Origin of the sequence: Amycolatopsis sp. MtRt-6, from assembly GCF_017308975.1 — a bacterium.
In the GTDB taxonomy this organism is placed as follows: domain Bacteria; phylum Actinomycetota; class Actinomycetes; order Mycobacteriales; family Pseudonocardiaceae; genus Amycolatopsis.
In genome coordinates, this window is record NZ_JADWPD010000039.1 from 41911 (window position 1) to 64641 (window position 22731).

The following is a 22731-nucleotide window of genomic DNA, read 5'->3' on the forward strand; positions in this document are numbered from 1 at the left end:
TCACTCCCTCTGAGATGTCCTGATCAAACGACTACCCGCCCCTGCGGGAAGCCACACGGCAGTCACACCCCGCTCGAGCGAGCGGGGCTGCGCGACCGCGGTACCTACGCGCTGAGCTGGTCCGGTTCCAGCAGGACGTCGGCCAGTGATCGTCGCGGGGTCCACGCCACCGGCTTGCCATGGCCCAGGCGCAGGACGATCTGCGGCCACAGCCCGCCGCCGAGCAGGTCGCGCAGCTCGGCACGGACGGAGGCGACTTCGACCGGCTGGGAGATGAACGACGCGTCGAGCCCGGCGGCGGTCGCGGTCAGCAGCACGCGCTGCATGGCTTGACCGGCCCGGATCCGGTCGAGCCGGGTGTCGTCGAAGGAGCCGATGACCACGACCAGCGGGTCGGATTCGTCGATCCGGCCGCGCCGGGGCGAGGGCTCGGTCCCGAAGTCCCGCAGGATCCAGCCGCCGTCGTCGGCGGGCATCGCGCCGGCGGCGTAGTCGGGGACGCCGTCGCGGCTGCGGCGGTCGCGGCCGGTCCAGTACCGCCACTCGGCGAGGAACGCGGGGTTGGCGACCTGGGCGTGGTGGCTCTTGTTGACCAGTTCCCGCAAGCGGTCCAGCTGGACGGCGTCCAGCCGCGGCAGCCAGGCCTGCTCGATCTCGGCGGCGTGCCGCAGCTTGGTGACCACGGTGGCCGGGATGGCGGCCTGCTCGAACGGCGTGCGGTTGGTGTGCCGGCGCGGGATCGCGTCGGCCAGCTCGACCAGCCGCGGGTCGGGTTTGCGGGCGGCGAAGGGCCGGACCACGGCCAGCAGCGTCGGCTCGTCACGCCGGGGGAGCAGCGTCGTGGCCGGGTGGGCGCCCAGCGCGTGGATCGCGGTGCGCAGGTTGAACAGCGCGGCCCCGCAGGACAGCAGCAGCTCACGCCGGTCGGCGTCGACGACCGGAAGCGCCCGCTCGGTGTCCGCGTGCAGCTCGAGCCCCACGGGGGTGCAGCGGAACCGCCAGGGCTGCGTGTTGTGCGTCGACGGGGCCAGCACCGCGGCACCGATCACGGATTTCACCTGGTCGGAGTCCAGCAGGCCGACCGGCGTGATGGCTGAAGTCATGTCTCCCCCCATGCCGCGGGCGCGGCACGCTGTGGATCGGAAGGCTCGGCCCGAGGATCTCCCGGGCGGACCGGGCTCCGAAAGAGCACAAGGTCACCAGCAGCGAGCCTCTGGGGTCGGTGGAGCCTTTGGTCCTTCGGGCAAGGGACCTGTGGTTCTGGGTGGACTCGCACAGGGCGAAGATGATCAGGGCATGCAGATCCACATCAGCACCGACAAGAACGTGCACGGCAGTGACGCCCTGATGCGACGCGTCGAGCAGGAGCTCGAGTCCGCATTCTCCCGCTCCTCCGAGCGAATCACCCGTCTGGAAGCCCACCTCGGTGACGAAATCGCCGCTCGCGCTGCCGGGCTGGATCGGCGGTGCGTGCTCGAAGCGCGCCTGGCCGGGCACGGGGTTGTTTCGGTGACCCATCACGCCGGTTCGGTGACCGACGCCTGCCACGGCGCCATCCGCAAGCTCGAAAGCGTGCTGGAGAGCAAGTTCGGCCGGCTATACCAGCACAAGGGCGGGGAGTCCATCCGGCACCTGGACGTACCGGCCGACCCGGCCCAGACCGTTACACCGGCGGTCGGCGCACACTGACGCCACCCACCGGAAACGCGGGCGAAGCGGCGTTTCCGGCGAGGACCAACAGCTCCTCCGAATGAGGACCTACGGCACCCGGCGGTGGACCGTTGTGCAGTGTCCGGCACGGTTCCGAACCGGTGGGATGGAGCAGGCCGAGGACCGAACTCACGGCCCGACGGCCGCCGCAAGGCACAGGCTACTTCGGACACCGACGTGGAGATGACGATGCACAAGTACGTGTACGACTTCGCCGAGGGCAACCGCGCCATGGCGGACCTGCTCGGGGGCAAGGGTGCCAACCTCGCCGAGATGACCGTGATGGGCCTGCCGGTGCCGCCGGGGTTCACGATCACCACCGAAGCGTGCCGGGCGTACCTGGTCGCCGGTGCACCACCCGAGGGGCTGGCCGAGGAGGTGGCGGAGCACCTGCACACGCTGGAGCGCGCGATGGGCCGCAAGCTCGGCCAGGTGGACGAGCCGCTGCTCGTTTCGGTCCGCTCCGGAGCGCGGTTCTCGATGCCGGGGATGATGGACACCGTCCTCGACATCGGGCTGACCGACGAATCGGTGACCGGGCTCGCCGCGTGGTCGGGGGATGAGCGGCTGGCGTGGGACTCCTACCGGCGACTGGTGCAGATGTTCGGCACGACCGTGCTCGGCGTCGACGCCGCCCACTTCGCCGGCGCGTTGCGGGCCGCGAAGCAGGCCAAGGGCGTCACCGGTGACCTCGGCCTGGACGCGGCCGACCTGCGCGCGCTGACCGCCACGTTCAAGGACATCGTTCACGAACAGGCGGGCCGGGAGTTCCCGCAGGACCCGCGCGAGCAGCTGAACCTCGCGATCAACTCGGTGTTCGAGTCGTGGAACACCGACCGCGCCCACGTGTACCGCCGCGCCGAGCACATCCCCGAAGACCTGGGCACCGCGGTAAACGTGTGTGCAATGGTGTTCGGCAACCTCGGCGAGAACTCCGGCACAGGTGTCGCGTTCACCCGTGACCCCGCCACCGGGGCGCCCGGCGTCTACGGCGACTACCTGGCCGACGCCCAGGGCGAGGACGTCGTGGCCGGCATCCGCAACACCCTGCCCCTGCACCGGCTCGCCGACCTGCAGCCCCGTGCCTACGAGCAGCTCCTGGGAATCATGCGGACGCTGGAGGAACACTACCGGGACCTGTGCGACATCGAGTTCACCATCGAACGCGGCCGGCTGTGGATGCTGCAGACCCGGGTCGGCAAGCGCACCGCGGCCGCCGCGTTCCGCATCGCCGAGGCCCTGCGCGAAGAAGGTGTGATCGACGCCGACGAGGCGCTGCGGCGGGTCACCGGCGCGCAGCTGGCGCAACTGATGTTCCCCCGCTTCGCCGACACCGCCACCGCGCCCGTCGCCACCGGCGTGGCGGCGTCCCCGGGCGCGGCGGTCGGTGAAGCGGTGTTCGACTCGGCCACCGCGGTCCGCCGGGCGGAGGAAGGCGCCGCCGTCATCCTGGTCCGGCGGGAAACCAATCCCGACGACCTCGACGGACTGATCCACGCCCGGGGCGTGCTCACCAGCCGCGGCGGCAAGACGTCCCACGCCGCCGTCGTCGCCCGCGGGCTGGGGCGCACGTGCGTGTGCGGCGCCGAGTCCTTGGACGTCGATGTGGCGAACCGCCGGTTCACGACCGCGGACGGCACGGTGGTCGCCGAGGGCGACGTGATTTCCATCGACGGCACCGCGGGCGAGGTGTATCTCGGCGAGCTGGCCGTGGTGCCGTCCCCGGTCGTCGACTACTTCGAAGGCCGCCGCGAGCCCGGAACCGATGCGCTGTTGCGGGCGGTCGACCGGATCACCACGCACGCCGACACCCGGCGGCGGCTGGAGGTCCGGGCGAACGCCGACACGCCGCAGGACACGCAACGGGCCCGCCGTCTCGGCGCGACCGGGGTCGGACTGTGCCGCACGGAGCACATGTTCCTCGGCGACCGCCGGGTGCTGGTCGAACGGCTGATCCTGGCCGGGACCGACGCCGAGCGCGAGTCCGCGCTCGCGGCGCTGCTCCCGTTGCAACGAGCGGACTTCGTGCGGATTCTCGAGGAGATGGACGGGCTGCCGGTCACGATCCGGCTGCTGGACCCGCCGTTGCACGAGTTCCTGCCCGACCGCACGGCGCTGACCGCCGAAGTGGCGGTGGCCAAGGCACTCGGCCGGCGGGGTGCGCCGGAAGACCTGCTGCGCGCGGTCGACCGGCTGCACGAAGAGAACCCGATGCTCGGCACCCGCGGAGTCCGGCTCGGGCTGGTCGTGCCCGGTCTCTACGAGATGCAGGTGCGTGCCATCGCCGAAGCCGCCGCGACCCGGGTGCGTGCGGGCGGTGCCCCGCGCGTGGAGATCATGATCCCGCTGGTCGGCGACGTGCGGGAGCTGGACATAATGGCCGGCCGCGCCCGGCGGATCCTCGACGAGATCACCGCCGAAACGGGATTCCCGTACGAGATCGGCACAATGATCGAGCTGCCCCGGGCCGCAGTGACCGCAGGGCGGATCGCCGGGTCGGCGGAGTTCTTCTCCTTCGGCACCAACGACCTGACCCAGACGGTGTGGGGCTTCTCGCGGGACGACGTCGAGGCGTCGTTCTTCCCCACCTACCTCGCCGAGGGCATCTTCGGCGTGTCCCCATTCGAGACGATCGACCGCGACGGCGTCGGCAAGCTCATCGCCGGCGCCGTGGAAGCGGGCCGGGCCACCCGCCCGGGCCTGGTCATGGGGGTGTGCGGCGAACACGGCGGCGACCCCGCGTCGATCGGGTTCTTCCACGAGGCGGGCCTCGACTACGTGTCCTGCTCGCCCTTCCGAGTGCCGGTCGCCCGCCTCGAAGCCGGACGCGCCGCCGTCGGCCAGGCCGACAGCGCCGTCGACAACCGATAGGAGACGAAGGCGCCGCGGCGTCCCGTTCCCCGAGGGACTTTGGGGTATCCACAGAGGACTTTGGTCCCTGTCGGGCGGGGCGGGTGCCGCGGTCGACTGTCGCGTGCGACGAACGGACAGACAGGAGCGCCCGTGACGGCCACGAGACCCGGCCCGATTGCCATCCGACCGCAGGCGGGACGCGAACGCGTCAAGGGTGCGTGGCTGCTGCAGCTGCTGCGCACCACCGACCACAAACAGATCGGCGTGATGTACCTGGTCACGACGTTCGCGTTCTTCCTCATCGGGGGAGCGATGGCGATGCTGATCCGCTCCGAGCTCGCGCGACCGGGACTGCAGTTCCTTTCACAGGAGCAGTACAACCAGCTGTTCACCATGCACGGCACGGTGATGCTGCTGCTGTACGCGACGCCGAGCGTGTTCGGCTTCGCCAACTTCGTGCTCCCGCTGCAGATCGGCTCGCCGGACGTCGCGTTCCCGCGGCTGAACGCGTTCTCGTTCTGGCTGTTCCTGTTCGGCGGCCTGATCATGCTGAGCGGGTTCTTGACCCCGGGTGGCGCCGCCGACTTCGGCTGGTTCGCCTACACCCCGCTCTCGGACGCCATCCACTCACCCGGCGTCGGCGCCAACCTCTGGATCGTCGGGGTGGCCGTCGGCGGCCTCGGCACCATTCTCGGCGCGGTCAACATGGTCACCACCGTGGTGTGCCTGCGCGCGCCGGGCATGACGATGTGGCGGATGCCGATCTTCACCTGGAACATCCTGGTCACCAGCATTCTCGTGCTGATCGTGTTCCCGATCCTCACCGCCGCCGGGTTCGGCCTGCTCGCCGACCGATTGATCGGAGCGCACGTGTTCGACCCAGCCAACGGTGGCGCGGTCCTGTGGCAGCACCTGTTCTGGTTCTTCGGCCACCCCGAGGTCTACATCCTGGCCCTGCCGTTCTTCGGGGTGGTCTCCGAGATCCTGCCGGTGTTCTCCCGGAAACCGCTGTTCGGCTACCGCGGCCTGGTCTGGGCGACGCTGTCCATCGCGGCCCTGTCGGTCGCGGTGTGGGCACACCACATGTACGCCACGGGCGCCGTGCTGCTGCCGTTCTTCTCCTTCATGACCTTCCTGGTGGCCGTGCCCACCGGGGTCAAGTTCTTCAACTGGATCGGCACGATGTGGAAGGGGCAGCTGACGTTCGAGTCACCGATGCTGTTCTCCGTCGGCTTCCTGGTGACGTTCCTCTTCGGTGGCCTGACCGGTGTGCTGCTCGCGGCGCCGGCGATCGACTTCCACGTGTCGGACAGCTACTTCGTCGTCGCGCACTTCCACTACGTGCTCTACGGCACGATCGTGTTCGCCACCTTCGCCGGCATCTACTTCTGGTTCCCGAAGATCACCGGCCGGATGATGGACGAGAAGCTCGGCAAGTGGCACTTCTGGACCACGTTCATCGGCTTCCACGGCACGTTCCTCGTCCAGCACTGGCTGGGCGCGGAGGGCATGCCCCGCCGGTACGCGGACTACCTCACCAGCGACGGGTTCACCACGCTGAACACGATCTCGACGGTCGGGGCGTACCTGCTCGGCGCTTCGGTGCTGCCGTTCGTCTGGAACGTGGTCAAGAGCTACCGCTACGGCGAGATCGTCACGGTGGACGACCCGTGGGGCTACGGCAACTCGCTCGAGTGGGCGACGTCCTGCCCGCCGCCGCGGCACAACTTCACCGAGCTGCCCCGGATCCGCTCCGAGCGGCCTGCGTTCGAGCTGCACTACCCACACATGATCGAACGCCTTCGCCGCGAGGGCGAGATCACCCTCACCGGCAAACCGAAAACCCATGCGACCGGTGAAGATCCACCGCTCCTCCCCCGCGGATCGATGACCGATTTGTTACCACTGCAGAAAGGCAGACTGTGTCGCGCACGCTCAATCTGGACGTGGACGTCTCAGGTGACGTCATCCCGGCCGCCCGGGAGTTCGTCCGCCGCCGGATCGGCGCTGTGCTCCGGCGGGTGCCGGGGCAGGTCGAATCGGCGAAGCTCAAGCTCACGGTGTACCGGAAACCGGCTGTGCCGCGGCCCGCGCTCGTGGAGGCGAACCTCGTCGTCGACGGGCGGCCGTTGCGGGCCCAGCTGCCCGGCGTGTTCTTCCAGGAGGCGGCCACGCTGCTCCGGAGACGGCTCGGTGAACAGCTGGCGCGGCTGCAGAACCCCAGCGTGCCGAGGCCGTGGTCCTCATCGACCGGCGAGCCGCCAGCGCTTCCGCGGCCGGCTGGGCAGCGGGCAATCGTGCGCCGCAAACGGTGTCCGCTGAGGACGTGCCGCCCGGACGAAGCAGCACTGACGATGGACCTGATGGACTACCGCGTCCACCTCTTCGTCGACGCCGACACCGGCGAGGACGCGGTGGTCTACCGCGGCGGTCCGACAGGGTACCGGCTCGCCCGGCTGGCCGGTCTGGCCCCGCCGGCCGGGACCGTCACGACGCCGTGGGTCGTCAACGTCCACCCGGTGCCCCGGCTGACCCTCGAGGCGGCCGTCGAGCGGCTCGACGCCCTCGAGCTGCCGTTCCTGTTCTTCCGGGACGCCGGCACCGACCGCGGCGCCGTGCTCTACCAGCGCTACGACGGGCATTACGGGCTCGTCACCGCGGCATGACCGGCACGCGTCGCGTCGCGGTCGTCGGCGGCGGGATCTCCGGGCTGGCCACGGCTTACTTCCTTCGGCAGCGTCGCGATCCACCCGAGGTCCTCCTCATCGAGGCCGACCATCGGCTGGGCGGCAAGATCCGCACGCACGACGTCGAGGGCCTGCCGGTCGACACCGGACCGGACGGGTTCCTGATCCGGGCGCCCCGGATGCGGGCGCTGGTCGACGAACTCGGTCTGTCGCCCGCGCTGGCGGCCCCCGCCACCGCCCGGTCCTACCTGTGGAGCCGGGAGGCCTTGCGGCCGCTGCCCTCCGGCGCGGCGTTCGGTATCCCTCGCCGGGTACTGCCACTGCTGCGCTCCCGCCTGCTGTCCCCGGTCGGGCTGGCCCGCGCCGGGCTGGACCTCGTGCTGCCGGCCACGGAGCTGCCCGGCGACCCGTCGGTCGCCGAAGTGGTGCGGCCCCGGTTCGGTACGCAGCTGCTGGACCGGCTGGTCGGTCCTCTGGTCGGCGGGGTGTACGCCGGACAGCCGGACAGGCTGAGCGCACGCAGCGCGACCCCGGACGTCGCCGCGCTGGCCCGCCGGTCCCGCAGCCTCTACCTGGGACTGCGACGCACCGCCAGCCCGGCTTCGGGGCCGGCTTTCATGACCGTCGACGGTGGCCTGGGCCGCCTGGTGGACGCGCTGGCCGACCGGCTCGCCGACATCCGCCTCGGCAGCCGGGTGAGCAGGATCGACCGCGGAACCGGCGGCTACCGCCTCCGGTTCGCCGTGGGCAACCCGGAAGACGTCAACGCGGTGGTCCTCGCGGTGCCGGCGTTCACGGCCGCAGACCTGCTCGCGCCCCTGAGCCCGGAAGCTGCCCTCGCCCTGGGCGAAATTCCCTACGCCGACGTCGCGAGCGTGACCCTGGCTTACCCGCGTGCCGCGCTGCGGCGTCCGCTCGACGGCACCGGTTTCCTCACTCCCGCCGGTGAAGGACGGCTCATCGTGGGCTGCACCTGGTTGCCGGCGAAGTGGGCGCACCTCGACGATTCGGCGGTCGTGCTCCTCCGATGCCTGGTCGGCCGTCACGGCGACACCCGCTGGCGCGACCTCGACGACGACACGCTCGCTGCGCGGGTCCACCGGGAACTGGCCGAAGCGATGGACTTGACCGCGGGACCTGAGCGGGTGCACATCCAGCGCTGGCCGGCGGCGTTGCCCCAGTACACCATCGGCCACCAGGACCGGCTCGATCGGATCGACGCCGGATTGCGCTCCTTGCCGGGGATCCACGTGACCGGGGCCGCGTACCACGGCGTCGGTTTGGCCGCGTGCGTTACTCAGGCCGAGCAGGTGGCGGCGGAGGTGTTTGCGGCTACCTGCGAACACGCCGTGGCAGCGGACGGCGCCGCCGACGCCCACTAGGAGCACAAGGGCCGGCGGCAGAGGACCAAAGGCCCGCATTTTTCAACCGGCCTTCCCTGTGCCATCGCGATCAAGCAGACGATCGTGGTGGGAGAACGAGAAAAGGGAAGGTGGGTGCGTGATGGCAGCACCGGTGGCCGGTCCGATGACCCGGACCGACGCGTGGTCCGGGTTCCACGGCCAGAGCTGGCGCGAGGACATCGACGTCCGGCAGTTCGTGCAAGACAACTACACGCCTTACGAGGGCGGGGCGGAGTTCCTGGCCGGCCCGACCGACCGCACCACAAAGTTGTGGGTGACGCTGACCGAGTTGTTCGCCGAAGAGCGCCGCCGCGGAATCCTCGACGTCGACTTCCGCACGCCGTCATCGATCACCGCGCACGCCCCGGGGTACATCGACCGGGACCTGGAGCTGATCGTCGGGTTGCAGACCGACGCACCGCTCAAGCGCGCGATCATGCCGACCGGCGGGTTGCGCATGGTGGAAGCGGGGCTCGCGGCCTACGGCTACGAGCTGGACCCGGCGGTCAAGGAGATCTTCACCCGGTACCGCAAGACGCACAACGACGGCGTGTTCGACGCCTACACCGCCGAGATTCTGCGGGCCCGGCGTGCGGGGATCATCACCGGGCTGCCGGACGCCTACGGGCGCGGGCGGATCATCGGCGACTACCGCCGGGTCGCGCTCTACGGGGTGGACCGGCTGGTCGAGGCGAAGCGGGCCGAGCGTGCCGCGCTGGACGCGGTGCTCTCGACCGAGGCGGTCATCCGGGACCGTGAGGAGCTGGCCGAGCAGATCCGCGCGCTCGACGAGCTGCGGGAGATGGCCGCGTCCTACGGGGACGACATCTCGCGCCCGGCCGCCACCGCACGCGAGGCGGTGCAGTGGCTCTACTACGCCTATCTCGCGGCGACCAAGGAGCTTCCTGCGCACCCCGGCCTACGACGAGCTGTTCTCCGGCGACCCCACCTGGGTCACCGAGGCGATCGGCGGCATCGGCGAGGACCGGCGGCCGCTGGTCACGAAGACCAGCTTCCGGTTCCTGCAGACGCTTTACAACCTCGGCCCCGCCCCGGAACCCAACCTGACGGTGCTGTGGTCGCCCCGGCTGCCGGCGGGCTTCAAGCGGTTTTGCGCGCAGGTGTCGATCGACACCAGCTCCATCCAGTACGAGAGCGACGACCTGCTCCGGCCCCGGTTCGGCGACGACACCGCGATCGCGTGCTGCGTGTCGGCGATGCGGGTCGGCAAGCAGATGCAGTTCTTCGGCGCCCGGGTCAACCTGGCCAAAGCACTGCTGTACGCCATCAACGGCGGGCGCGACGAGCTGACCGGCGAGCAGGTCGCCCCCGCGTTCGCTCCACTGTCCGGGGACTACCTGGACTACGCGCAGCTGCGGGCGGCGTTGGACCGGATGACCGACTGGCTCGCCCGTACCTATGTGGACGCGTTGAACATCATCCACTACATGCACGACAAGTACGCCTACGAGCGACTCGAGATGGCGCTGCACGACTACCCGGTGCAGCGGCTGCTGGGGTGTGGCATCGCCGGTCTGTCGGTCGTCGCCGACAGCTTGTCCGCGGTGAAGCACGCCCGGGTACGGGTGATCCGGGACGAGACCGGGCTCGCCGTCGACTACGCCGTCGAAGGCGAATTCCCACGTTACGGCAACAACGACGACCGCGCCGACTCGATCGCCGTCGAGCTGGTCGAGGACTTCATGACCAAGGTCCGCCGCTACCCGGCCTACCGCGACGCCGTCCACAGCCAGTCGGTACTCACCATCACCTCCAACGTGGTGTACGGCAAGCACACCGGCAACACCCCCGATGGCCGCCGGGCCGGCGAGCCGTTCGCGCCGGGGGCCAACCCGATGAACGGCCGGGACGACCACGGCCTGGTGGCCGCGGCGCTGTCGGTGGCCAAGCTGCCCTACGACCAGGCCCAGGACGGCATCTCGCTCACCGCGACCGTCGTCCCGGACGGCCTCGGCCGCACCCGGGAGGAGCGGATCGCCAACCTGTGCGGCGTCCTGGACGGCTACGTCGACGCGGGCGGGTTCCACCTCAACGCCAACGTGCTGGACCGGAAGACGCTGCTCGATGCGATGGCGCATCCCGAGAAGTACCCGCAGCTGACCATCCGCGTGTCCGGCTACGCCGTGAACTTCGTGCGGCTCACCCCGGAACAGCAGCGCGACGTGGTCAACCGGACCTTCCACGGCTCGGTGTGACCGGCACGCTCGGGTCCGTCCACTCCTGGGACATTTCCACGGGGGTGGACGGGCCCGGTACCCGGTTCGTGGTGTTCACCAGCGGCTGCCCGCTGCGCTGCCTGTACTGCCAGAATCCCGACACCTGGCACATGCGCGACGGGAAGCGGGTCTCCGTCGACGACCTGGTCGCCGAAATGACCCGGTACCGCCGGTTCATCGAGGTCGCCGGGGGTGGCCTCACGGTCAGCGGCGGGGAACCGCTGCTGCAGCCCGCGTTCGTGGGCGAGCTGCTCCACCGGGCCAAGGCGCTCGGCCTGCACACCGCGCTCGACACCTCCGGCAACCTCGGCACCAAGGCCACCGACGCGCTACTCGCGGACACCGACCTCGTGCTGCTGGACATCAAGTCCTGGGACCCTGGCCGTTACCGCCGCTTGACCGGCGGCGACGTCGCGCCGACCTTGGCTTTCGCCCGGCGGCTGTCGGAGCTGGGGAAGGCGATGTGGGTGCGGTTCGTGCTGGTGCCCGGCCACACCGACGACCCCGATGATGTCGAAGGGATCGCGTCCTTCGTCAGTTCCTTGTCCACCGTGGAACGGGTGGACGTCCTGCCGTTCCACAAGCTGGGCGCGGCCAAGTACACCGCGCTCGGGTTGCCGTTCCCCCTCGCCCACGTATCGACCCCCGAGCCGGACCTCGTCCGGCGGGTCCGCGACCAGTTCGCCGGGCACGGCCTGCCGACGACCTGACCGTGCTTCACGCCCGCAGCCGCCTGCCGGTTCGTCGAGAACGGGGAAAGCTCGCGGCGATCGGCCGTCTCGACGCCGCCGGCGACCTCGTCGCGGGTACCGCGGGAACGATCGTGCGGACCTGAACACCGGCGTCGGCGTTCCGGCGGAAGCCGGAAACGCTGCCTCAGTTCTCCGGGTTGTCGACGATGTCGAGCCGATAGCCGGGCACCAGCCGTGCGTGGCCCGGGGTGAATTCGATCCACACAGAACCGGGGCGGAGGTCGGGTGCGTGGTCGACCACGACTCCGGTCTGGCCGTCGAACTGGCCGCTGTGGGCGCGCACGCGCAGCCCGGTGGGGAATCCGCCGGCCCGGGCTGGACCGAGGTGCTTGGTGCGGTGGGCGAGTCGCATGTCGGCCTCCAGTTCGATGGAAGGGGCCTTGGTCTTCTCCCCGTCCCTCGATGATGCCGCTCGGCGGCAGGCGGGTGCAGGGGAGAAGGCCAAGACCCGGCGGGCCGATCTGTCCGTCCGGATGGAGTCGTTGTTCCCGCGCCCGCTGCAGTCCACATAGGGGTCGGGACTTCCAAATGGGGTCTTCCGGGGCGGCGGTTGGTGACCAACGGCCCTGCGCGGACCCGGGGCCGGGTGGGCATGGTGAAGGGGTGAACAGTTCATCCGCGACGGTCACCGCTGAGGTCGGACCCGGCATCGATCCCACTCTGCTCGACGACGCGCTTTCGCGGGCGCGGGCATTCTGCGCAACGAACCCGCTCGGCGCCCTCACCATCGCGGCCCGGAAGACCGGGCACCCGGCCATGCCCGACGCGGTGCTCGCCGACGTCCACGCCTCGGTACGTGGCCGGCACGTCGACGCCCGCGCCGTCGCTCCCACCTTCGACGCCGCACTCGATCACGCCCTCGCACGGCTCACCGAACAACTCGACCGGCACGTCGCACTCGCCGCTGTCTGAGCCTCCTGCGGCGCCGTGAACGGCGCCCACCACCACGTCAGGACCGACATGCTCGACTTTCTCGTCACCACCCAGCCAACGGCTCACGAACGCGACCGTGCGATCCGGGTGGTGCGACAGCACGCTCTCGACGACCAAGATCAGGCCGAGCTGCTGGATATGCTCGGCTTGGCCCAGGATGACGTCCCCATGCCGGCACCGCGGCCTCACGGGAACCTGTCGGCAGCCGAGCTGCTCGAGCTGTTCGCTCCCTTCGCCGCCGAGCGGGCGGCCCTGGCCGCGCGCTGATCCGCGGCCGGTAGCCAGGGGAGATGCGTGCCAGACGCTCCAACGCTGCCGCGACCGGGAAACCGGACTTGGTGCGGGCGCCGGCGGTGTACCTGCACCGGCTCCGCCGCGAGATCGCGGCGATGCCCGCGTCGACGGTTACGGGAGGTGCTCGTCCCGGTCGCCGGATGAGCGCCGCCGATGGGGCACATGCACCACGTCCGCCTCGACGTCGCGCTCCAGAACCCCGCGTGTCTCGCTCATGTCGAGCAGATGGCCCTCTTCGTCGCGGGCGACCCAGACGTGCCGTCCGCCGACCACCTCTTGCTTGATGACGACCTGGGACCGGTCGTCTGGTGTCTCGTTCCCTATTCCTCGGTTCCGGGTCACTGTGGGGCGGGCGCGGCGACTTGGACGCCGACGACCCCGGGGAGCGCGCCGGCGATGACCGTCGCCATGTGGCGTTCCGATGCGTCGGCGCCTTCGCAGGTCAGCGTGACGCACCCGTCGGCCACCGCGACCTGCCACGGTCGCCGGCTCGCCATCGCCAGGTGGTGCCGGACGTCGCGCTCGATGACCGAGCCCTCGCGTGCGATCGTCCGCAGCAGGTCTCGGCGGCTGACGACGCCGGCCAGTTTCGTGCCGACCACGATCGGGATCACCCTCAGGTGCTTGTCGAGCATCAGGCGGCCCAGTACGGCTTCGTGGGCGTCCGGAGCGGCGGTGACGACCTCGGTCGTCATCACCTCGGCGACCGTGGCGGACGGCCTCGACGGCGGTGGCGGGGGCGCGTCCTGGTGGATCAGAGTTCGCGGGTCGGGCAGGATTCTGCCGCGCAGAAGGTCGGCCTCGGTCACCACGCCCACCAGGTCGCCGTCCTCGTTCACCACCGGCAGCGTCGTGAAACTGTGCGTCGCCAACAGCCGCACGACTTCCTTCACCGACGTCTCCGGCGTGGTGGTCACCACTGAGGTCGTCATGAGCTGGTCTGCACGCATCACGGTCCTTTCCGCGCTCGGCCTCCCTTGCCCCGTACCCGGCCGCAAGGCCGGTAAACGAAGCCCCGGTCAGTCCCGGTCGAGCATGCCGGGGCCGAAGACCTCGTAGTGGATGTGCTCGGCGGGCAGGCCGCGGCGGATCAGCCCGGCGCGGACGGCGTGCATGAACGGGAGCGGGCCGCACAGGTAGGCGGTGGTTCCCGGAGGCAGCGGCAGCGCGTCGACGTCCATGAGCCCGGGCCGCGAGTGCTTGTCGTGGTCGTTCTCGTACCAGTGCAGTTCGTCGGCCTCAGCCAGCCCCGTCGCGGTCTGGGCATATTCGCGGCGCAGCGCGTGGTGGGCGGGGGAGCGGTCGGCGTGGGCGAGGACGACCCGCCGGGTCGGCTGGGTGCGGGTGAGGTGGTCGAGCATGGCGGCCATCGGGGTGATCCCGATGCCGGCGCTGACGAGCAGCACCGGTCCGTCGCCTGAGGTGAGGGTCGTCTCGCCCGCGGGTGGGCCGAGCAGGAGGATGTCGTCTTCGGTGACGTGGTCGTGCAGGTGGTTGGAGACCGCGCCGTCCGGTGTGCCGTCGTGGCCGCGGACCCGGCGGACGGTGATCCGCAGCGAACCGCGTCCGGGGCCCTGGGACAGCGAGTATTGGCGAGGCTGGCGGTGGCCGTCGGGCAGATCGACGGCAACCGAGACGTACTGACCGGGGGCGAAGTCCGGCACCGTCCCGCCGTCGTCGGGCACCAGGGTGAACGAGACGGTGTCGACGGCTTCGTCGAGGCGCTTGGCGACGCGCCAGCGGCGCCAGAGGTCGGCGGGGTCGAGGTCGCCGCGCTGGTAGAGGCGTGCTTCGGCGGCGATCAGGCGGCAGGCGAGCAGCCAGTAGACCTCGTGCCAGGCGGCGGCGATTTCGGGGGTGACCGCGTCGCCGAGGACGGTGCCGACGGCGGTGAGCAGGTGGTGACCCACGATCGGGTACTGCTCGGCTCGGATGCCGAGTGACACATGCTTGTGGGCGATCCGCTCGGCGATCGAGTCGAAGGGCGCGGTGTCTTCGGCGAGCAGGTGTTCGGCGAAGCCGGCCACGGCCGCGGCGAGCGCGAGCTTCTGCCGGCCGTCGGCCTGGTTGCCCTGGTTGAACAGGTCGAGCAGCTCGGGGTGCGCGGCGAACATCGACGAGTAGAACTCACCGGTGATCTCCACGGCGTGCGCACGAACCACGGGCAGGGTGGCGCGAACCACCGCGGCGGATGCAGGCGAGAGCAAGGAATTCTCCTCAGATGGGGAACCGGACTCGCTCCCGATCTTGCCGAGACGACGTGCAAGGCCACAGGGATCTTCGGGCCCTCAGTCGAGGACCTTGGTCACCAAACGGATTCGGCCGATCGGATCAACCGCGGAGAGCGAACCCGAGCTCTCGCCCCCGTTCCCGGAGGTCGTCGCGGACGTCCGGGTGGGCGACACGGTCCACGATCTGCTGGGCCTGCTCGCTCGAGTCGTTGCCCCAGATGGTGGCGGTGCCGTTCTCGCTGACGATGAAGCTGTGCTGAAAGGAGGTGACGGGACCCGCCAGCCGGGGCACGACCGTCGACACGTTCGCCTTCGGGTGCCAGGACGGGAGCGCGATGATCGCCCGCCCGCCCGGGGAATGCAGGGCGCCGACCACGAAGTCGGTCTGGCCGCCGAAGCCCGAGTGGATCGAGCCGCGCACCCGGCTGGCGTTGGCCTGGGCGAACAGGTCGACCTCCAGCGCGCTGTTCACCGAGATGAGGGAGCGCCGGCGGGCGATCACGGCGGGATCGTTGGTCTTCTCGGTCCGCAGCAGCCGGACCCGCGGGTTGCGGTCGACCCACTTGTACAGCTCGGCGCTGCCGAACACGAACGACGCCGTGATCGGGACAGCCGGGTCCAGGGCGCCGGCCCGGTCGAGGCCGAGCACGCCGTCGCTGAACATCTCCGACCACACCGCGAGCCCCCGTCGTCCGGTCACCGCAGCCAGGGTCGCGTCGGGGATGCCGCCGATCCCGAGTTGCAGCGTCGCGCCGTCGGCCACCAGCTCGGCCACCCGCCCGCCGATCGTGCGCGCCGCGTCGCCCAGTGGCCGCGGCTCGGGTGACCGGAGCGGCTCGTCGGCTTCGATGGCGTAGTCGATCTCGTCCAGCGGTAGCACGCCGTCGCCATGGGTGTACGGCATGTTCGGGTTGAGCTGCGCCACCACCAGGCCACCGCGGGAACGGACCGCTTCGATCGCCGCGGGCAGGATGTTGACTTCGGTGCCCAGCGATACTGTGCCGTTCACCGGCGGGGACGTGTGGATCAGGACGACGTCCGGTGGGAGCGAGTGCTTGAGCAGCTCAGGGGCCAGTGACAGCCGGCACGGGAAATACCGCAGACCGGCCCTGCCCCGCATTCCCGGACCGACGAAGGGCGTCTCGAGCAGCACACCTTCTCGATCCGGCATGCCCGCCTGCGCGTTCAGGGCGAACAGCCGGTACTCCGGCAGTGCGGCGTCCAGGACGGCCAGCGCCCGTGCGGGCGTGGCGAAGTTCCCGCTGACGACGACCCTGGGTGCCGGTCCTGGCACCTCGGCCAGTACCGCGCCCAGCTGCGACTCCGACAGCATCCGCATCGGCGGCTCTCCGTTCGTCGTTCCTGCCGATCATGCCCGGACCGTGCGGTCCAATGGTGATGATCATGGCATCGGCCCGACGTCACCCGCAGGGGCCTTTGTCCTTCTCCGGCAAGGACTTTGCGCCCTGCCACACGGCACCGCGGAGGTAAATCCTGAAGGTCGAGGGATCGTCCCGCAGCCCCGGAAGCCTCCCGAAGCGGGCGCCCTCGCACAGAACGGTGGTGGTGGCCCGGGCCGCGTCCCCCTTCCCCTGCCGCCCGGCCGCCACCACCGGATCTGCGCCACGGCTGATCATCAACGCGGCGTGGACTGTCCTTCCGTACCGACAACGGTGGCGTCGGGTGTCCGCGCCCGTCGCACGTGTGACCGGGCGTGGGCGGCGGCTTCGGCGAAGTCGGTGAACAGGTGGTTCTCGTGCCGGAGTTTGCCGAGGGCGCCGGTGGCGGTCAGCACGTGCTGGTGGTGTGGCCGGATTCCCTTGACCAGCACGGTGATGCCGCGGGCTTCGAGTTCTTCGATCGCTTCGCCGAGTGCTTTCGCGCCGGTGGCGTCGAGGAGGTGCAGGCGGGACAGGCGCAGGATGACGACGAGGACGTTGTCTGCGGTGCCGGCGATGTCGGTGACTATGCGTTCGGAGGCGCCCCAGAACATCGCGCCTTCGAAGCCGAACACCGCGATGTGTTCGTCGCCAGGGGTGGCGGGGCCGGGAAGCGGGTCTTGCCGGGCGTGGGCGGAGCCGGCGAGGTGGCGCAGGGCGAAGAAGGCGGCGACGAGCAGGCCGATTTCGACGGCGAGGATGAGGTCCGCCGCGACGGTCACCAGCGCGGTCACGGCGAAGGTGGCCGCGCTGGAGCGGCTCGCCTGAACGACCTCGCGGATCGTGCCGAACGGCACCATCCGCAGGCTGGTGACCATGAGAACGCCCGCCAGCGCGGCCAGCGGGATGCGGGACACGAGTCCGGTGGCGGCGTAGATCACCGCGAGGATCACCAGCGCGTGCGTGATGGCGGCCAGCCGGGTGCGGGCGCCGGAGCGGGCGTTGACGGCGGTGCGGGCGATCGCGCCGGTGGCGGGCATGCCGCCGAAGAGGCCGCTGGCGATCGAGGCCAGTCCTTGGCCGACGAGTTCGCGGTCCGGGCGGGTCGGGCCGACCGGGGGCCCGCTGCGGGTCATCGTCACGGCGACGCGGGCGGAGAGCAGGGATTCGATGGCCGCCAGCGCGGCGACCGCGACGACGGCTCCGGTGAGGTCGCCTACGGCGCCGAGGCTGAAGGACGGCAGTGCGGGGGTCAGGGTGCTCGGCAGGCCGCCGATCCGCGGCAGGGGGGCGTGGACGAGTTCGGCGATGACGGTCGCCGCGGCGACCGCGAGCAGGGACGCCGGGATCCCGCGGTGCAGCATGGGCAGCACGAGCATGAGCACGGCGACCAGCGCCACGGTCGCGATCGTCCAGCCGGCCGCACCACCGCCGGTCACGGCGTGGGCGACGGCGCCGGCCGCGGCCAGGGCCGGGTTCTTCCCCGGTGGCGCGGTCGTGCTGACGGCCGCGGGGACCTGCTGCAGGAAGATGATGCAGGCGATCCCCAGCGTGAAGCCTTCGACGACTGGCCAGGGGAGATACCCGACCAGCCGGCCCAGCCGCGCGGCGCCCGCGACGAGCACGACCAGACCGCCGAGGATCGAGACCAGGGCGACCGAGGAAGCGCCGTGGACCGCGACGATCGGGGCCAGGACCACGGCCATCGCGCCGGTGGGCCCGGACACCTGGACCGGGGAGCCGCCGAACACCGCGGCGACGATGCCGGCCACAACGGCCGTGACCAGGCCGGCCGCCGGTCCCGCGCCCGAGCTGACCCCGAACGCCAGTGCCAGCGGCAGGGCCACGACACCGACGGTGACCCCGGCGAGGAGGTCCGCGCGGAGCACGGGCCCGTGGAGGTCGTAATCACCCCGGCCGGGCAGCAGGTCGCGGGCGTTCACGCCCGGGCCGCGATCTCGTCGAGCATGGCTTGCGGACTCGCGCCGGGCAACGGTGGCAGCTCGCGCGCCGCACGCAGCTGCTCCGAACCGGGGCGCAGCCCGGCCATCAGAAAGGCGCGGGCGACCACGAGGAGCTCGGCGACCAGGGGTTCGGCGAGCCAGTACTCGACAGCGTTGCCGGTGCGCGACGAGGTGACGACGCGGGAGCGGCGCAGTACCGCGAGGTGCTGGGACAGCTGGGAGGCTTCGCACCCGGTCACTTCGAGCAGTCGTGTCACCGGCGCGCCCTCTTCGCCGGCGGCGGCCAGCACCTCCAGCACTTGGATCCGCGTCGGGTGTGCGAGGCACTTGAACAGGTCGGCCTTGATCCGGTACAGCGGCTCCGTGGTGCGGGATCTTGCGGGCATGAGCACCTCCTGGGTTGATGATTCTATCAATCCATCAATCCATCGCGGATCGGGGCCGCGCGCGAAGGACGAAAGTCCATTCGAGCCGTGACATTCGCCTGGTGATCGATCCGGTGCCTTCATCGAAGCTGGGCAGTGTCCGGCGGACACCAGGTGGTGTCGCCGTCCCGCCTGAAGGAGCCGCGTCATCGTGTTCAGCCATCCGGATCCCGCGGCGCCCGCGAACGACCACGTTCCCGGCCACGGCCCGCTGCTCGGCGTCCGCCGGTTCCTGACGAAGGAGACGGTCGGCGACCGCGGCCGCACCCTGCACCAGATCGACTCCGGTGCCTGGGAGACCTTCTACCGCGACCGGTGGAGCTACGACCGGGTCGTGCGCTCGACCCACGGGGTGAACTGCACCGGGTCGTGCTCGTGGAACGTCTTCGTCAAGGACGACCTCATCACCTGGGAACACCAGGCCACCGACTACCCGACGACCGGCCCGGACAGCCCGGACTACGAGCCGCGCGGCTGCCCACGCGGTGCGTCGTTCTCCTGGTACGAGTACTCGCCGTCGCGCGTGCGGCACCCGTACGTGCGGGGCTCGCTGCTCACCATGTTCCGGGCGGGTGTGAAGCGGTTCGGCGACCCGGTGGCGGCGTGGGCGGACATCGTCGAGGACCCGCGCAAGGCCGAGGCCTACAAGGGGCAGCGCGGCCGCGGCGGGTTCGTGCGGGCCACGTTCGACGAGGCGGCCACGATGGTGGCCGCCGCACACGTGTACACGACCAAGACCTTCGGGCCGGACCGCGTGGTCGGCTTCTCGCCGATCCCCGCGATGTCGATGGCGTCCTTCGCCGCCGGGACCCGGTACCACGCGCTGCTGGGCGGCACGCTTCTGTCGTTCTACGACTGGTACGCCGATCTGCCGGTCGCCTCGCCGCAGGTGTGGGGCGACCAGACCGACGTCCCCGAAGCCGGCGACTGGTGGAACTCCACCTACCTGATGATGTGGGGCTCGAACATCCCGGTGACGCGCACCCCGGACGCCCACTTCCTCGCCGAGGCCCGCTACCGCGGCACCAAGGTCGTCGCGGTCAGCCCCGACTACGCCGACAACGTCAAGTTCGCCGACGACTGGCTGGCCCCGCACTCCGGCACCGACGGTGCGCTGGCGATGGCCATGGGCCACGTCGTCCTCACCGAGTTCTTCCGCGACCGGCAGGTGCCCTACTTCACCGACTACGTCCGGTCGTACACCGATCTGCCGTTCCTGGTGACGCTGCAGGAGCGTGAGCCGGGCGTGTACGCGACCGACCGGTTCCTGACTGCAGCCGACCTCGGCGACACCGACCCCGGTGCGCAACACAAGACCGTCCTGCTCGACGACGCGACCGGCGAGCCGCACGTGCCCCACGGCTCGCTCGGCTTCCGCTACGGCGCGGAGGCCGAGGGGCAGTGGAACCTCGACCTCGGTGACGTCGTGCCGGCCCTGGGTGTGCTCGACCACGCCACCGAACAGGTCGCCGTGGACCTCGCCCGGTTCGACATCGGAGAGACCGAGGGCGGCGCCACCATGCGCCGCGGTGTCCCGGTCGTGCGCGTCGGCGAGCACCTGGTCACCGGGGTGTTCGACCTGGTCATGGCGCAGTACGGCGTCCGTCGCGGCGAGCAGCCGGGCGAGTGGCCAACCGGGTACGACGACGCCGGAGCGCCGCACACGCCCGCGTGGCAGGAGCGGATCACCGGCGTCCCGGCCGTGATGGCGACCAAGATCGGACGCGAGCTGGCCCGCAACGCCGAGCGCAGCCGCGGCCGCACCCTGATCGCCCTGGGCGCGGGCGCGAACCAGTGGTTCCACTCCGACATGACCTACCGCGCCCTGATCGCGCTGGTGACCCTGACCGGCTGCCAGGGCGTCAACGGCGGCGGCTGGGCGCACTACGTCGGCCAGGAGAAGGCCCGGCCGGTCACCGGGCAGCAGCACCTGAGCTTCGCCTTCGACTGGCAGCGCCCGATGCGCCACCAGGCGAGCACGCCGTTCTGGTACCTGCACACCGACCAGTGGCGCTACGAAAAGGTCCCAGCCGACGAGCTGGCATCCCCGCTCGGGCAGGGCCGGTTGGCCGGGATGAGCTTCGCCGACACCGTCGCGGCCGCGCAGCGGATGGGCTGGTCGCCGGGCCACCCGGCGTTCGACCGCAACCCCCTCGACCTGACCGACGAAGCCGCGGCCGCCGGCGTGAGCGTGGGCGAGCACATCGTCGGCGAACTGAAGGCGGGCCGGCTGCACGCCGTGGCCGACGACCCGGACAACCCGGCGAACTTCCCACGCTGCCTGACCCTGTGGCGGGCCAACCTGCTCGGCTCGTCCGGCAAGGGCAACGAGTTCTTCATGAAGCACCTGCTCGGCGTCGACTCGCTGGCCTCGGCCGAAGAATGCGGGCCGGGCGAGCGCCCGCGGGACGTGGCGTGGCGCGAGGAAGCACCCACCGGCAAGCTCGACCTGCTGACCACGCTCGACTTCCGGATGACCAACACCGGCCTGCACTCCGACATCGTGCTGCCCGCGGCCACCTGGTACGAGAAGCACGACATCTCGACCACCGACATGCACCCGTTCGTGCACTCGTTCTCCCCGGCGGTCGCCCCGCCCGCCGAGGTGCGCACCGACTACGACGCCTTCCTCGCGATCGCCGACAAGGTCAGCGAGCTGGCGGTCACGCACCTCGGCAAGCGCCGCGACGTGCTGGCCGCGCCGCTGCAGCACGACACCCCCGACGAACTCGCGACACCGTCGGGCCGCGTGCGCGACTGGCGCCACGGCGAGTGCGATCCCATCCCGGGCGTGACGATGCCGAAACTGGTCGAGGTCGAGCGCGACTACACCCTCATCGGCGCCAAGATGCGCGCGGTCGGCCCGCTGCTGGACAAGCTCGGCACGACGACCAAGGGCATCACAATCGACGTCACCCCGGAGCTGGAGTACCTGCGCCACCAGAACGGGGTCGTGGCCGATGGCCCCTTCGCGGGCCGGCCGTCACTGTCCACAGCGGACCGGATGTGCGAGGCGATCCTCGCCCTGTCCGGCACGACCAACGGCCGCGTGGCGCACGAAGGCTTTCTGCAGCTGGAAAAGCGGACCGGGCAGCCGTTCACCGACCTCGTCGAAGGCCACGAGACCGACCACGTCACCTACGCGGCCACACAGCAGGCGCCGCAGCCGGTGATCACCAGCCCGGAGTGGTCCGGCTCGGAGAAGGGCGGCCGCCGGTACTCCCCGTTCACCATCAACGTCGAGCGCCGCAAGCCCTGGCACACCCTGACCGGGCGGCAGCACTTCTTCGTCGAGCACGACTGGGTCGCCGAGCTGGGCGAGCACCTGCCCGGCTACCGGCCGCCGCTGAACATGGCGCGGCACTTCGGGAAACCGGGCGAGCTCGCCGACGGCGGTGTCACCGTCCGGTTCCTCACCCCGCACGCGAAGTGGTCGATCCACTCGATGTACCACGACAACGAGCTGATGCTCGCGCTGTCGCGGGGCGGCCCGGTGATCTGGATGAGCGTCCAGGACGCCGCGAAGATCGGCGTCGCCGACAACGACTGGGTCGAGGCGGTCAACCGCAACGGCGTGGTCGTGGCGCGTGCCGTGGTGAGCCACCGGATGCCGGAGGGCACGGTGTTCCAGTACCACTCGCCCGAGCGCACGGTGAACGTCCCGAAGACCGAGAAAACCGGCAAGGGCAAGGGCAAACGCGGTGGTTACCACAACTCGATGACCCGGCTGCTGGTCAAGCCCACGCACCTGGCGGGCGGACACGCGCAGCTGACCTACGCCTTCAACTACTACGGCCCGATCGGCAGCCAGCGAGACGAGATCACCGTGATCCGGCGGCGCAGCCAGAATGTGGAGTACTGAC

At 70.7% G+C, this 22731-nt stretch carries 15 protein-coding genes and 2 pseudogenes; 10 read left to right on the top strand and 7 right to left on the bottom strand.

Annotation, left to right across the window (positions count from 1 at the left end):
* Positions 1-104: 104 nt before the first annotated feature.
* On the bottom strand, positions 105-1103 hold the full coding sequence (locus I4Q55_RS42575; protein WP_206796305.1) for a nitroreductase family protein: 999 nt from the start codon (positions 1101-1103) through the stop codon (positions 105-107).
* Between the two features lie 193 nt (positions 1104-1296).
* Here I4Q55_RS42575 and I4Q55_RS42580 point away from each other — a divergent pair, with 193 nt between their 5' ends.
* The 7 genes and pseudogenes from I4Q55_RS42580 (at position 1297) to pflA (ending at position 11600) form a co-directional block, all read left to right on the top strand.
* A complete protein-coding gene (locus I4Q55_RS42580; RefSeq protein ID WP_206796306.1) occupies positions 1297-1689 on the top strand; it encodes an HPF/RaiA family ribosome-associated protein in 393 nt (130 codons plus the stop codon).
* 210 nt (positions 1690-1899) lie between these two features.
* The gene (ppdK, locus tag I4Q55_RS42585) at positions 1900-4581 is read left to right on the top strand and encodes a pyruvate, phosphate dikinase (RefSeq protein ID WP_206796308.1); all 2682 of its coding nucleotides are present in this window, start codon (positions 1900-1902) and stop codon (positions 4579-4581) included.
* A gap of 132 nt (positions 4582-4713) precedes the next feature.
* Positions 4714-6453, top strand: a pseudogene (gene ctaD / locus I4Q55_RS42590) (cytochrome c oxidase subunit I); the annotation flags it as partial.
* Between the two features lie 407 nt (positions 6454-6860).
* Positions 6861-7229 carry a sigma 54 modulation/S30EA ribosomal C-terminal domain-containing protein gene (locus I4Q55_RS42595; RefSeq protein WP_307793465.1) on the top strand — a complete coding sequence of 123 codons (369 nt, stop codon included), beginning with the start codon at positions 6861-6863 and terminating at the stop codon, positions 7227-7229.
* Positions 7226-8632, top strand: coding sequence for a protoporphyrinogen oxidase (gene hemG, locus I4Q55_RS42600; protein WP_206796312.1), 1407 nt, complete (start codon positions 7226-7228; stop codon positions 8630-8632). The genes I4Q55_RS42595 and hemG overlap by 4 nt, the downstream gene beginning before the upstream one ends.
* 145 nt (positions 8633-8777) lie before the next feature.
* Positions 8778-10869, top strand: a pseudogene (locus I4Q55_RS49865) (formate acetyltransferase).
* Positions 10866-11600, top strand: coding sequence for a pyruvate formate-lyase-activating protein (gene pflA / locus I4Q55_RS42610; RefSeq protein ID WP_206796402.1), 735 nt, complete (start codon positions 10866-10868; stop codon positions 11598-11600). The pseudogene I4Q55_RS49865 and the gene pflA overlap by 4 nt, the downstream one beginning before the upstream one ends.
* A gap of 166 nt (positions 11601-11766) precedes the next feature.
* Here the strand turns inward: pflA and I4Q55_RS42615 are convergent, their stop codons facing one another.
* The gene (locus I4Q55_RS42615; RefSeq protein ID WP_206796316.1) at positions 11767-11994 is read right to left on the bottom strand and encodes a hypothetical protein; all 228 of its coding nucleotides are present in this window, start codon (positions 11992-11994) and stop codon (positions 11767-11769) included.
* 251 nt (positions 11995-12245) lie between these two features.
* Between I4Q55_RS42615 and I4Q55_RS42620 the strand changes: the two genes are divergently transcribed.
* Together I4Q55_RS42620 and I4Q55_RS42625 are read left to right on the top strand one after the other, a co-directional pair.
* Positions 12246-12554, top strand: a complete 309-nt coding sequence (locus tag I4Q55_RS42620) for a hypothetical protein (RefSeq protein WP_206796318.1) — start codon at positions 12246-12248, stop codon at positions 12552-12554.
* Positions 12555-12602: 48 nt separating this feature from the next.
* Complete coding sequence (locus I4Q55_RS42625; RefSeq protein WP_206796320.1) at positions 12603-12842, top strand: hypothetical protein; 240 nt, start codon at positions 12603-12605, stop codon at positions 12840-12842.
* 365 nt (positions 12843-13207) lie between these two features.
* Here the strand turns inward: I4Q55_RS42625 and I4Q55_RS42630 are convergent, their stop codons facing one another.
* From I4Q55_RS42630 to I4Q55_RS42650, 5 genes are all read right to left on the bottom strand, one after another.
* Positions 13208-13819: a CBS domain-containing protein gene (locus I4Q55_RS42630; protein WP_206796321.1), complete on the bottom strand. Its 612-nt coding sequence runs from the start codon at positions 13817-13819 to the stop codon at positions 13208-13210.
* Positions 13820-13888: 69 nt separating this feature from the next.
* Positions 13889-15076, bottom strand: a complete 1188-nt coding sequence (locus tag I4Q55_RS42635) for a globin domain-containing protein (RefSeq protein ID WP_206796322.1) — start codon at positions 15074-15076, stop codon at positions 13889-13891.
* 124 nt (positions 15077-15200) lie between these two features.
* Positions 15201-16439: an acetyl-CoA hydrolase/transferase family protein gene (locus I4Q55_RS42640; protein ID WP_206796323.1), complete on the bottom strand. Its 1239-nt coding sequence runs from the start codon at positions 16437-16439 to the stop codon at positions 15201-15203.
* A gap of 297 nt (positions 16440-16736) precedes the next feature.
* Positions 16737-18422, bottom strand: a complete 1686-nt coding sequence (locus I4Q55_RS42645; RefSeq protein ID WP_206796324.1) for a SulP family inorganic anion transporter — start codon at positions 18420-18422, stop codon at positions 16737-16739.
* Positions 18419-18829 carry a metalloregulator ArsR/SmtB family transcription factor gene (locus tag I4Q55_RS42650; protein ID WP_206796325.1) on the bottom strand — a complete coding sequence of 137 codons (411 nt, stop codon included), beginning with the start codon at positions 18827-18829 and terminating at the stop codon, positions 18419-18421. Before I4Q55_RS42650 ends, I4Q55_RS42645 begins: the two co-directional genes overlap by 4 nt.
* Before the next feature lie 190 nt (positions 18830-19019).
* Between I4Q55_RS42650 and I4Q55_RS42655 the strand changes: the two genes are divergently transcribed.
* Positions 19020-22730 carry a nitrate reductase subunit alpha gene (locus I4Q55_RS42655; protein ID WP_206796326.1) on the top strand — a complete coding sequence of 1237 codons (3711 nt, stop codon included), beginning with the start codon at positions 19020-19022 and terminating at the stop codon, positions 22728-22730.
* The last annotated feature ends 1 nt before the right edge of the window (position 22731 follow it).